12 protein-coding genes are annotated in these 11,695 nt (G+C 65.2%); 6 read left to right on the forward strand and 6 right to left on the reverse strand.

What is annotated here, in order from left to right; genetic code table 11:
* Window positions 1-53: 53 nt before the first annotated feature.
* Together WBQ44_RS11850 and ctaC are read right to left on the reverse strand one after the other, a co-directional pair.
* Window positions 54-470, reverse strand: a complete 417-nt coding sequence (locus WBQ44_RS11850; RefSeq protein WP_495566886.1) for a cytochrome c oxidase subunit 4 — start codon at window positions 468-470, stop codon at window positions 54-56.
* 18 nt (window positions 471-488) lie between these two features.
* Window positions 489-1,583, reverse strand: a complete 1,095-nt coding sequence (gene ctaC / locus WBQ44_RS11855; protein WP_495566897.1) for an aa3-type cytochrome oxidase subunit II — start codon at window positions 1,581-1,583, stop codon at window positions 489-491.
* A gap of 224 nt (window positions 1,584-1,807) precedes the next feature.
* Here ctaC and asnB point away from each other — a divergent pair, with 224 nt between their 5' ends.
* Complete coding sequence (asnB, locus tag WBQ44_RS11860; RefSeq protein WP_495566887.1) at window positions 1,808-3,733, forward strand: asparagine synthase (glutamine-hydrolyzing); 1,926 nt, start codon at window positions 1,808-1,810, stop codon at window positions 3,731-3,733.
* A gap of 83 nt (window positions 3,734-3,816) precedes the next feature.
* Here asnB and WBQ44_RS11865 read toward each other — a convergent pair whose 3' ends face one another.
* Entirely contained in the window at window positions 3,817-4,791 is a 975-nt protein-coding gene (locus tag WBQ44_RS11865) for a carbohydrate kinase family protein (protein WP_495566888.1), read from the reverse strand.
* 142 nt (window positions 4,792-4,933) lie between these two features.
* Window positions 4,934-5,284 carry a HesB/IscA family protein gene (locus WBQ44_RS11870; RefSeq protein WP_495566889.1) on the reverse strand — a complete coding sequence of 117 codons (351 nt, stop codon included), beginning with the start codon at window positions 5,282-5,284 and terminating at the stop codon, window positions 4,934-4,936.
* A gap of 178 nt (window positions 5,285-5,462) precedes the next feature.
* Here WBQ44_RS11870 and WBQ44_RS11875 point away from each other — a divergent pair, with 178 nt between their 5' ends.
* Genes WBQ44_RS11875 through WBQ44_RS11890 form a run of 4 tightly spaced genes read left to right on the forward strand, consistent with a single transcriptional unit; the run spans window position 5,463 to window position 8,604 of the window.
* Window positions 5,463-6,131, forward strand: coding sequence for a DUF3043 domain-containing protein (locus tag WBQ44_RS11875; protein WP_495566890.1), 669 nt, complete (start codon window positions 5,463-5,465; stop codon window positions 6,129-6,131).
* A 14-nt stretch (window positions 6,132-6,145) separates the two neighbouring features.
* Entirely contained in the window at window positions 6,146-6,757 is a 612-nt protein-coding gene (gene cobU / locus WBQ44_RS11880) for a bifunctional adenosylcobinamide kinase/adenosylcobinamide-phosphate guanylyltransferase (protein WP_495566891.1), read from the forward strand.
* Window positions 6,754-7,842 carry a nicotinate-nucleotide--dimethylbenzimidazole phosphoribosyltransferase gene (cobT, locus tag WBQ44_RS11885; RefSeq protein WP_495566892.1) on the forward strand — a complete coding sequence of 363 codons (1,089 nt, stop codon included), beginning with the start codon at window positions 6,754-6,756 and terminating at the stop codon, window positions 7,840-7,842. Before cobU ends, cobT begins: the two co-directional genes overlap by 4 nt.
* 3 nt (window positions 7,843-7,845) lie before the next feature.
* A complete protein-coding gene (locus WBQ44_RS11890; protein WP_495566893.1) occupies window positions 7,846-8,604 on the forward strand; it encodes an adenosylcobinamide-GDP ribazoletransferase in 759 nt (252 codons plus the stop codon).
* 8 nt (window positions 8,605-8,612) lie between these two features.
* Here the strand turns inward: WBQ44_RS11890 and WBQ44_RS11895 are convergent, their stop codons facing one another.
* Both WBQ44_RS11895 and gcvT read right to left on the reverse strand, forming a co-directional pair.
* On the reverse strand, window positions 8,613-9,716 hold the full coding sequence (locus WBQ44_RS11895) for a branched-chain amino acid aminotransferase (protein ID WP_495566894.1): 1,104 nt from the start codon (window positions 9,714-9,716) through the stop codon (window positions 8,613-8,615).
* Between the two features lie 34 nt (window positions 9,717-9,750).
* Window positions 9,751-10,857 carry a glycine cleavage system aminomethyltransferase GcvT gene (gcvT, locus tag WBQ44_RS11900; RefSeq protein WP_495566895.1) on the reverse strand — a complete coding sequence of 369 codons (1,107 nt, stop codon included), beginning with the start codon at window positions 10,855-10,857 and terminating at the stop codon, window positions 9,751-9,753.
* A 92-nt stretch (window positions 10,858-10,949) separates the two neighbouring features.
* Here gcvT and WBQ44_RS11905 point away from each other — a divergent pair.
* Window positions 10,950-11,695, forward strand: a 746-nt coding sequence (locus WBQ44_RS11905) for a M17 family peptidase N-terminal domain-containing protein (RefSeq protein WP_495566896.1), incomplete at its 3' end; no start/stop codon positions are given.

Consider the following 11,695-nt stretch of genomic DNA (forward strand, 5'->3'; position numbering starts at 1 on the left):
CGCCGAACGTCCGTGAGGACGTTCGGCGCTCGTGTCGATTTCGTGGATGAGTGTCAGTGCTTCTCGGGTCCGAGGTGGTATTCGAAGACGAGCCCGGCGGCTGTAGCGAGAACCAGCGCGACTCCCAGCACGATGAGCCACCAGAGGAAGAACGCGAACCCGATTGCTACAACGCCGGCGGCAGCAGCCAGCAGGATCGGCCAGAAGCTTCCGGGGCTGAAGAATCCCAGATCGCCGGCGCCGTCGCTGACCTCGGCGTCGTCGAAGTCCTCGGGACGGGTGTCGAGGCGACGAGCGACGAAGCGGAAGTACGTTCCGATGATGAGCGTCAGACCGACCGACAACGCAATCGCTGTGACGCCGGCCCACTCCACGCCGGTGCGGGAGAACCCGGTGAAGAGGGCGTAGACGATCCCGACGAGAAGAAAGAAGACAGTCAGGATCTCGAAGATCTTGGCTTCGATTTTCATTTCAGCATTCTTCCTGGGTCAGTTGCCGTCGGCGACGGATTCGGACTTCTGGGTACGATCCGTGGTGAACGGGATGGTACTGGTGGCGATAGGTGATTGACCGATCGCTTCCAGTGCCTGGGCGTTGGTCAGGCCTTCGCCACCGTCGGACTCGGGCTTGCGCAGTTCGATGTATTCCTGGAACGCCTCGGGCGACACCGCACGGACCTCGAAGTTCATCATCGCGTGGTAAGTACCGCACATTTCGGTGCAGCGACCGACGAAGGCTCCTTCACGCTCGATCTCGGAGATCTGGAAGACGTTGTCCGAGTTGTTTTCCTTGGGGTTCGGGAGTACGTCCCGCTTGAAGAGGAACTCGGGAACCCAGAATCCGTGGATGACGTCCGACGAGGCGAGCACGAACTCGATGCGCTTACCGGTCGGCAGGACCAATACCGGGATCTCGGTGCTCGAGCCGACAGTCTCGATCTGGTTGTAATGCAGGTACGAAAGATCCTGGGGGTTGACGCCGTGGATCGCCCCGGGGACGAACTCGCCGTCCTCGCCGCCCTGCACCTCGGTGTTCTGATCTCCGCCACCGGCAGGCGTAGCGCCTTCCTCGGCGGCTTCCTGCGCCTCGATGTCGGTGCCCTCGTATTTGGGCTCGCCGTCCTTGAGGTCGACGGTCTGGTAACCGAACTTCCAGTTCCACTGATAAGCGGTGACATCGACGGTGACGTCGGGGTCGGCCTGCTTCTCGTCGACGTAGTTCTGCACCACGACGGTGAAGTAGAAGAGAACCGCGATGATGACGAACGGGATCGCGGTGTAGAAGAGTTCCAGCGGCACGTTGTACGCCGTCTGACGAGGAAACTCGGGCGAGTCCTTCTTCTTTCGGTGGAAGATGACCACCCAGAAGATCAACGCCCACACGATGATGCCCATGATCAGGGCAGCCACCACGGACCACGTCCACAATTCGCGAATCGACCTGCCCTGAGGCGTCACGCCCGAAGGAAAGCCGAAGCGCAGAACATCGCTGTCGATGGAACAGCCCGACAGCAGCAACGCGGCTATGCCGAGAAATGCTGCAAGCCCAGCTCGCCGAAGGATCCGACTCTGCGCCACGTTCACGCCTTCCTGATCGCTCACCACTGAAGAATGTGGGCTTCCACATGCGGATGCCCTAGTACTACGCAGCGTAGACCAAAGCTGAGTCGAGAACGCGGTTGGGTCGTTACCCGGCGCCGTCCGTGTCTGCGGCATACTCGTAGTTTCCGTGCCGCCCCGTTGCCGGAGATGTGCAACGTCCTTGCCGGCGGCACTGCACCCGATTGCGAAGCGAGGTAGTAGACGCTGTGTGTGGACTACTCGGTGTACTGACGTCCGACGGCACCGATGCAGCTGGAGTCGATCTCGTCGGCTCCGCCATGCACTGCATGCGCCATCGCGGACCCGACGAGCCGGGCACCTGGCACGACGACGACGTCATCTACGGGTTCAACAGATTGTCGATCATCGACATCGAACACTCGCATCAGCCGCTGCGGTGGGGACCGGCGGAGAACCCGACGCGGTACGCGCTGACGTTCAACGGGGAGATCTACAACTACCTCGAATTGCGTGAGCAATTGACGCGGGAACACGGCGTCGAGTTCTCGACGGAAGGCGACGGCGAGCCGATCGTGGCTGCTTTCCACCACTGGGGCAGCGATGCCGTGCGGCGCCTACGCGGCATGTTCTCGTTTGCGATCTGGGACACCGAGACGCGTGAGATGTTCCTTGCCCGCGATCCGTTCGGCATCAAACCGTTGTTCCTCGCCACCGGCCCGGGCGGAACGGCGTTCGGAAGCGAGAAGAAGAGCCTGCTCGAGCTCACGTCTCTGCTCGGCATAGGCACGGAACTCGATTCGCGGGCGATCCAGCACTACACGGTGCTGCAGTACGTGCCAGAGCCGGAGACGCTGCATGCCGAGATTCGACGCCTGGAGTCGGGTTGTCATGCGACGCTCTCCCCCGGTTCTGCGCCGAAGGTCACCCGCTATTTCACTCCCAAGTTTCCGGTCCGACCTTTCGAGCCCGGCACCGAGGCTGCGCGCTATCGGGAGATCGCGGAGGCACTCGAGGATTCGGTTGCCAAACACATGCGTGCCGACGTCACGGTCGGGTCGTTCTTGTCGGGTGGAATCGACTCGACGGCCATCGCAGCGTTGGCGATGAGGCACAACCCGAACCTGATCACGTTCACCACGGGTTTCGAGCGCGAGGGCTACTCCGAGGTCGACGTCGCCGCCGAGTCGGCAGCGGCGATCGGCGCTGAACACGTGGTCAAGGTGGTCGGCCCCGAAGAGTTCGCGGCGTCGATCCCCGAGATCGTCTGGTACTTGGACGACCCGGTGGCCGATCCGGCGCTCGTGCCCCTGTACTTCGTCGCCAAGGAAGCCCGCAAGCACGTCAAGGTGGTGCTGTCCGGAGAAGGCGCGGACGAGCTGTTCGGCGGGTACACCATCTACCGTGAGCCGCTGTCGTTGAAGCCGTTCGAGCGCCTACCCAAGGGTCTGCGGCGCGCAGCGGGTGCGTTGAGCGAAAGGATCCCCGAGGGCACGAGGGGTAAGAGCTTGCTCCACCGCGGTTCCATGTCGCTGGAGGAACGCTACTACGGCAACGCTCGCAGCTTCGGTGACGCTCAGCTGCGTGCTGTTCTACGCGATTTTCGGCCCGAGTGGACGCACACCGATGTGACGGCGCCGCTGTATGCCCAGTCGCAGGGTTGGGATCCGGTTGCACGGATGCAGCATCTCGACCTGTTCACGTGGTTGCGCGGCGACATCCTCGTCAAGGCCGACAAGATCACGATGGCCAACTCGCTGGAGTTGCGAGTGCCGTTTCTCGACAACGAGGTCTTCGCGGTCGCGGAGAAACTGCCGTTCGACCAGAAGATCACCAAGGACACCACGAAGTACGCACTGCGCCAGGCCCTCGAGGGCATCGTTCCGGGCCACGTTCTGCATCGCGCGAAGTTGGGGTTCCCCGTTCCGCTCCGGCACTGGTTGCGCGGGACCGAGCTCTACGACTGGGCTCACCAGCAGATCGCCGAGTCCGACACCGACCACATTCTGAACAAGGCTGCCATCACCGCGATGCTGAACGAGCACCGAACCGGCGGGGCCGATCACAGTCGCCGGCTGTGGACCGTTCTGATCTTCATGGTCTGGCACGGCATCTTCGTCGAGAAGCGCATTGTTCCGCAGATCGCCGATCACACCTACCCGGTCGCTCTCTAGACGCTCCCCGCGTACTCACCTCACGACTGAAGCCCTCGCAACCAGTGGATCGGTTGCGAGGGCTTGCTCGTGAAGCGCCTGTGTCAAGCAGGCAGAAGCTTGCCGATCTCGTCGGCCGCTGCGTCGCCGTAGGCCGCGCCCAAGCGCTTGAGGGCATCGTCACGCACGAGCGACCACTCCTGGGTGCCGGTGGTTTCGAGGACGAGCACCGCGACGAGCGATCCGAGCTGCGCGGCTCGCTCGACGGACGCGCCGGCCAGGTGGGCGAGCAGGAATCCCGCGCGGAATCCGTCGCCGACACCGGTGGGATCGACCTTGCTGGTCTCGGGGACGACTGCGACATGTGAGGTGTTTCCGTCGGCGGTGACGATGTCTACGCCGGACTTGCCGAGCGTGGTGACGCGGACGCCTACCTTGGCCGCGATCTCGGCCTCGGACAAGCCCGTCTTCTGCCGAAGCAGACCCCACTCGTACTCGTTGGTGAACAGGTACGCCGCACCTTCGATGAGAGCGATTGCCTGCTCGCCGGTAAGTCGTGCCAGCTGCTGCGACGGGTCGGCCGCGAAGGGAATTTTCGCGGCACGGCACTGCTCGGTGTGCGCGAGCATGGCGTCGGGATCGTTGGCACCGACGAGGACCAGTTCGAGTGGCTGACCGGAAGCGAGTTCCGCAATGGAGATTTCACGCGCTTCGCTCATCGCTCCGGGATAGAACGACGCGATCTGAGCCATGTCCTCGTCCGTGGTGCAGACGAAGCGTGCGGTGTGCGCGGTAGCGGACACGCGAACTCCGCTGCAGTCGACTCCGTTGGATTCGAGCCACGCCCGGTATTCGCCGAAGTCGGCGCCGACTGCGCCGACCAGAAGGGGTGAGCCGCCGAGGACTCCCAGCGCGTACGCGATGTTCCCGCCGACTCCGCCTTTGCGGATGACGAGGTCGTCCACGAGGAAACTGAGCGAGATGTTCGAGAGCTGGTCGGCGACCAACTGTTCGGCGAACTTGCCCGGGAATCGCATCAGGTGATCGGTTGCTATCGATCCTGATACCGCGAGAGTCACGTGCTTGAGCCTTTCGGTCGGTGTCGGCAGAATTCGAGGCTACTGCGCGCAGGTCTGCATCGGGCGCAGACGACATTTCTTTCGGTGAACACACCACTGACCGGTACTTGCAGTGCAAGTACCGGTCAGTGGTGACGGTCGATCAGTTGAACGAATCGCCGCAGGCGCAAGAGCCTGTCGCGTTCGGGTTGTCGATCGTGAAGCCCTGCTTCTCGATGGTGTCGACGAAGTCGATGGAAGCACCTTCGACGTACGGAGCACTCATCCGGTCGACCGCGAGCGTGACTCCGTTGAAGTCCACTGCGAGGTCGCCATCGAGGCTACGGTCGTCGAAGAAGAGCTGATAGCGCAGTCCCGCGCAGCCTCCGGGCTGAACGGCGATGCGCAGCGCGAGGTCGTCGCGGCCTTCTTGATCCAGCAACGCCTTGGCCTTCGACGACGCGGTTTCTGTCATCGTGACCTTGTGCGTCATGGTCTCGTTCGAGACGGTCATGGGCTCTCCCTGTCAGTCGTACCAAACCCGTGAACATCTCAACCGTACTCCGCATGTGGATATTCCTCACGACCCCTGCTCCGCTCCGGCAATGTTTCTCGAGGTGACGTGGCTGCGCTCACGGATTACAGACCCGGCCGATGTTCGGTTGTGCGCGTTCATCCCATAACCTGGGCGGGTGAAGTTGCTACGCCGCGGAAACTCAGACAATTCGGACGGCGACGAGCCGAAGTCGGTTCAGTCGTCGGCATCGACCCCTTCGTCGGACGACATTGCGTCCCCGGGGGCCGTCGGTAAGGGTCGCCCCACGCCGAAGCGGCGAGAGGCCGAAGCCCGTCGACGAGGTCCGGTGCCGCCACCTCCGATGACGAGCAAGGAGGCCCGCGAGCGTCGCAAGGCCAACAAGGGCTCCAAGGACGACCGCAAGCGAGCTGCAGCCGAGCGCCGGGCGGCATCGTCCGAGCGCCGTGAGCGCATGCTCGCCGGCGAGGACAAGTACCTCCTTCCCCGAGACAAGGGCCCGGTCCGCGCATTCGCCCGAGACCTCGTCGATGCCCGACGCAACCTCGTCGGACTGTTCATGCCGCTGGCTCTCCTGCTGATCTTCGCGCTGTTCTTGAGCCCCGCGGTGCAGGCGTTCGTCACGCTGGCGATGTTCGTGATGATGGCGTTCATGGTCATCGAGGGCATCTTCATCGGGCGTCAGATCAACAATCGTGTGCGCGAGCGCTTCCCCGACACGCCCGACGGCGGATTCAAGCTCGGGTGGTACGCGTTCGTCCGCGCTTCGCAGCTGCGCAAGATGCGGGCACCCAAGCCCCGCGTCGACCGCGGCGCCGCCGTCTGACCTCGTCGGGTCACATGGCCTCGCTGCCTCCACAGGATCGGTCCCCGCTTGATCGCACACCGGTCCGGTGGCAGCGCACCCTCGTTCTCGGCGGCACCCGGTCCGGCAAGTCCGCATACGCGGAAGACCTCGCGACCGGGCGCCGCGAGGTCACCTATGTCGCGACGGGGCGCCGTAACGCCGGCGACGCGGACTGGGAAGCGCGGATCGACGCACACCGACATCGTCGTCCGGCGTACTGGACGACGGTCGAAACGTCCGCCGGTCTCCCGTCCGTCCTCGTCCAGAGCGATGCCCGCGTGCTCACGATCGTCGACGATCTCGGAACCTGGCTGACCGGTGCCATCGATGACTTGCAGGCATGGGACCTCCCTCGCGGAACCGTCGCCCCTTCCACCGACGCGCTCGTCGATGCCGTTGTGACGTGCGAAAGCTCGGTAATCATGGTCAGTCCCGAGGTCGGTTGGAGTGTGGTGCCGCCGACGCGATCGGGTCGCCTGTTCCAAGACGAAATGGGAATCCTGAATCGACGCATAGCGGCGGTCTGCGACACCGTCGTGCTCGTCGTCGCCGGAATCCCACTCACGATCAAGGACGCCCGCTCGACGACGAAAGGCCATCTGTGACAATCAGTTCGGAGCGTACCGAGGATTCGACACCGCTGCGTCCCGTGTCGCCCCCGTCCGCGGAGGCACGTACGCAGGCCATGGCACTGCAGAAGTCTCTGACCAAGCCGGCCGGTAGCCTCGGGCGCCTCGAGGCACTCGGCGAGTGGATTGCTGCATGCCAGGATCACTGCCCGCCCACCCCGCTGACGCGACCGCGAGTCGTGGTGTTCGCCGGCGACCACGGTATTGCGGCACACGGCGTTTCGGCCTACCCCCCTGAGGTGACCGCTCAGATGGTCGCCAACTTCACGGCGGGCGGCGCAGCCGTCAATGCGCTCGCGCGAGCAGCAGGCGCCACGGTCCGTGTCGTCGACATTTCCGTCCGTTCCGACACCGCCGCCGATGTGAGCACGCACAAGGTCAGGAAGTCCAGCGGATCGATCGATCGTGAGGATGCGCTCACCGATGACGAGGTCTCGGCTGCCATCGACGCCGGCCGCGCCATCGCGGACGAGGAGGTCGACGCTGGGGCCGATCTACTGATCGCAGGGGACATGGGCATCGGAAACACCACGCCTGCAACGGTGTTGGTGGCTGCTCTCACCGACACCGAGCCGGTGGCTGCGGTCGGCCGCGGCACGGGTGTCGACGACGCCGGGTGGATCCGGAAGACGGCAGCGATCCGCGACGCGATGCGTCGGGCCCGTCCGGTCGTCAAGGATCCCGTTGCTTTGCTGCGGGTGGCCGGGGGTGCGGACATCGCGGCGATGGCAGGTTTCGTCGCACAGGCTGCGCACCGGCGAACGCCGGTCATTTTGGACGGCCTAGTGGTCACCGCAGCGGCACTCGTCGCCGAGGAGTCGGCGCGCGGTGCACGCGAATGGTGGGTTGCCGGGCACCGGTCGACCGAGCCCGCTCATTCGATTGCGCTGCGGCATCTGCGAATCGAGCCCCTCCTCGAACTCGACATGCGCTTGGGCGAAGGGTCGGGTGCGCTGGTCGCGCTCAATCTCGTACACGGCGCCGTGGCCACGCTGGCCGGGATGTCGACGTTCGCCGATGCCGGGGTCAGTTCGGACGCGCCCGAGCCGAAAGCAGACTGAACCGTGCGACGGGCGGTCGGCCTTCGGCTGGCTCTGTCGTGGCTGACGGTCCTGCCCGTTCGAGGTCCCACTGATATCGGCAGGGAGGATGCCGGGCGCGCCATCACCAGCACCCCCGTCGTGGGCCTGCTGCTGGGCGGCTTCGCGGCGTTCGCGCTGTGGGTACTCGATGCGGCCTCCGTGCACGGGATGCTCGCGGGTCTACTGACCGTGGGTGCTCTTGCGCTGCTCACGCGCGGAATGCACATCGACGGTCTCGCGGACACTGCAGATGGCCTCGGCTGCTACGGACCCCCCGAGCGTGCGCGTGAGGTGATGCGCTCAGGTAGCGCAGGACCGTTCGGTGTTGCGGCCATCGTGATCGTCCTCGCCGTGCAGGCCGCCGGCTTCGGCGATGCGGCGGACGAGCAGTCGTGGTGGACGGTGGCCGCGGCGGTGGCGACGGGCCGGGTCGCCGTCGTGTTCGCCTGTCGCCGTGGTGTTTCCGCAGCGTCAGACACGGGATTCGGCGCGCTCGTCGCAGGCACGCAGGGCCTCGTTCCGATCGCCGGGTGGACCGCGGCAGCGCTCGTCGGCAGTATCTGGGCCGTGGACGAACGCCTGTGGCAGGGCCCGCTGGTGGTGGCCCTTGCTCTGTGCGCGTCAGTTGTTGCTGTCCGTCACTGCGTCCGACGTTTCGGCGGCGTCAGCGGAGACGTGTTGGGCGCGGCCGTCGAAGCGACCACGGCATTCACCGTGGTCGGCTTCTTGATCGGCGGGTAGGTCGTCCGCTATCGGAGGGTGGTCATCCAGCCGTGGGTATCGGCGAAAGTGCCACGCTGGATACCGGTCAGGGTGTCGCGGAGCGCGAGGGTGATCTCACCGGGCTCTCCGTCGGCGATCGAGAACTCACCCTCGGCGAACTTCACCCGTCCGACCGGTGTGATGACGGCGGCGGTGCCGCACGCGAAAACCTCGGTGATGTCGCCGTTCTCGGCGCCCTTCTGCCATTCCTCGGTCGAGATTCGCCGCTCTTCGACGGGGATCCCGGCGTCGGTGGCGAGAGCGAGGAGCGAGTCGCGAGTGATGCCGGGCAACAGTGACCCCGACAGCGACGGCGTCACCAACCGGGCGTCCGAGCCGGACCCGAACACGAAGAACAGGTTCATGCCGCCCATCTCCTCGACGTAGCGGCGTTCGATGGCGTCGAGCCACACGACCTGATCGCACCCCTGATCGCTTGCCTGCGCCTGGGCGAGCAGAGACGCAGCGTAATTGCCTGCGAACTTGGCCGCGCCCGTACCGCCGGGGGCCGCACGCACGTATTCGGTGGACAGCCACACGCTGACAGGCTTGACGCCGCGGGGGAAGTACGCGCCTGCGGGCGAAGCGATCAGCATGTATCGATAGTCCGAGGCGGGTCGGACACCGAGCCCGGCCTCGGTGGAGAACATGAACGGCCGCAGGTAGAGCGCATCCTCACCGCCGGCCTCCGGAATCCATTCGTGATCGACAGCCAACAATTCCCGGATGGACGCCACGAACATTTCTTCGGGCAGTTCCGGCATCGCGAGCCGCCGTGCCGACGACTGGAAGCGTTGGGCGTTCTGATCGACGCGGAAGGACGCCAAGTCGCCGTTGGGTTGGCGGTACACCTTCAACCCCTCGAAGATGGCCTGCCCGTAGTGCAGAACCATCGCGGCGGGATCCAGTTCGATCGGTCCGTACGGGGCGATGGTCGGGCCGTACCATTCCTTGTCGGCGGTGTAATCGATGATTGCCATGTGGTCCGTGAAGAACTTCCCGAACCCCGGCGCAGCCAGTACCGCATTCCTTGCCTCCGACGGAGCCGGGGACGGATGCTGCACACGGGTGAATTCGGGGACGCCTGTCATGGGGTGGATCCTATCGAAACCGTAGTAAGCCCGGTCACTTGGTGTTCGCCGAAACGAACGGCGGGGCGACGATTTCACACCTCAGAGCGCGGCCACGCACGTCGACCTCGACGGCGTCACCCGGTGCGACGCCGGCTGCCGAGTCGACGAGGGCCAGAGCAATGCCGACTCCCAGCGACGGGGAGAACGTGCCGGAGGTGGTCACTCCGATGGGCTGTCCGTCGCGCTGCACCGTCTGTCCCTGACGCAACACCCCGCGATCGAGAGCTTTGACTCCACGCAGCACGCGAGCCGGCCCCGCTTCCTTCTCGGCGACGAGCGCATCCCTGCCCCAGAAACTGTCCTTCTTCCAACCGACGGCCCAACCACAGCGGGCCTGCAACGGCGAGATGTCGAGTGACAGTTCGTGGCCGTGCAACGGGTAACCCATCTCGGTACGCAGGGTGTCGCGCGCGCCGAGGCCGGCCACCTGGCCGCCCGCAGCTCGAACCGGTTCCACCATTGCGCGGAAGAGCGACTCGGCGTCGTCCCAGGCGGGAATCAACTCGTACCCCAGTTCACCGGTGTAGCCGGTGCGGCACACCCGAACAGGCACGTCGTTCCAGCGGGCGTCCTCGAACGCCATGTACTCCATGTCGGCCGGCAACCCGAGTTGTTCCAGCACTGCGCGCGAACCCGGTCCCTGCACGGCGAGAACGCCGTGGTCGCGGTGCTGATCGACGACGGTCACACCGTCCGGCGCCTGCGCTGCCAGGGCCGCGACGACGGCGGCCGTGTTGGCCGCGTTGGGGACGAGGAACACCTCCTCGGCGCCGACGTAGTACGCGATGAGGTCGTCGACGACACCACCGGTTTCGTTGCAGCACAACGTGTATTGCGCTTTCCCGGGTCCGACCCGGCCGAGGTCGTTCGTCAACGTAGCATTTACGAACTCGGCAGCACCCGGGCCGCGAACGAGCGCCTTGCCCAGATGACTCACGTCGAACAGGCCGACGCTGTCGCGGACGGCCTTATGTTCGGCGACCACACCCGCACCCGCGTACGACACGGGCATTTCCCACCCACCGAACGGCGCGAACGTCGCCCCGAGCTCGACGTGGACGGCATGGACGGGTCCGCGAACCAGTTGCTCTGCACTCATATCGGGCAACGCTAGCGGAGAAGTTCGCCCCAGGACCTCATCACTACGATCGAATCCGACCGACACAATCGATCCCCATCAGGAGCTGCCTCGTGCCATCGACTTCACCCCGCACCCTCGGACCCGAGCTGGTGCCGGCCGGCCGCCTCGGCAAGAACATCGACGTGCTCGTCGTCGCGCTCAGCACCAGCGAGGACGGGCTCGAACTCCTCGTCACCGACACCATCTCCGACGACGCAGTGGCCTCAGCACTGCTCGACGCCTTCGAGGCCGTCGGAGCGACCGGCAAGGCGGACGAGCTCACCCGCATCCCGGCACCGGCGTCCCTCGAGGTCGGAAGCGTGCTCGCGGTCGGCCTCGGGAAGTCCGCGGACATCGACACCGAGCGCATTCGGCAGTCGGCCGGTACGGCTGCCCGCGCACTCACCGGTACCGCTACGGCAGCCACGACATTGTCTTCCCTCGACCTGAGCGCAGCCGCCGAAGGGTTCTTCCTCGGCGCCTACACCTTCACCGAATTCAAGTCCTCATTGTCGGCTCCCGGCCCCGACGCCGGGCCGCTCGCCCGAGTCGAACTCATCGTCGAGGACCCCCGAAGCAAGGAAACCAAGGCGGAGCTCGCGCGTTCTGTCGCCATCGCCGAATCCGTTGCGATTGCCCGCGACTTCGTCAACACGCCCCCGAGCCACCTGTACCCGGAGGAGTTCGCGGCCCGCGCGGAAGCACTGGGAACTGCAGCGGGACTGAAAGTGCAGATTCTCGACGACAAGACGCTCGACAAGGGCGGCTACGGAGGGATCCACGGCGTCGGCAAGGGATCGTCGCGACTGCCCAGGCT

The organism is Rhodococcus sp. (in: high G+C Gram-positive bacteria) (assembly GCF_049591685.1).
Taxonomy (GTDB): Bacteria; Actinomycetota; Actinomycetes; order Mycobacteriales; family Mycobacteriaceae; genus Rhodococcoides.

Bases quoted from the DNA above. Each gene is read 5' to 3' on its own strand.
- WBQ44_RS11895 (WP_495566894.1), bottom strand. From the start codon at position 9,716: ATGACAGGCGTCCCCGAATTCACCCGTGTGCAGCATCCGTCCCCGGCT.
- WBQ44_RS11870 (WP_495566889.1), bottom strand. From the start codon at position 5,284: ATGACCGTCTCGAACGAGACCATGACGCACAAGGTCACGATGACAGAA.
- WBQ44_RS11850 (WP_495566886.1), bottom strand. From the start codon at position 470: ATGAAAATCGAAGCCAAGATCTTCGAGATCCTGACTGTCTTCTTTCTT.
- cobU (WP_495566891.1), top strand. From the start codon at position 6,146: ATGGCCTCGCTGCCTCCACAGGATCGGTCCCCGCTTGATCGCACACCG.
- gcvT (WP_495566895.1), bottom strand. From the start codon at position 10,857: ATGAGTGCAGAGCAACTGGTTCGCGGACCCGTCCATGCCGTCCACGTC.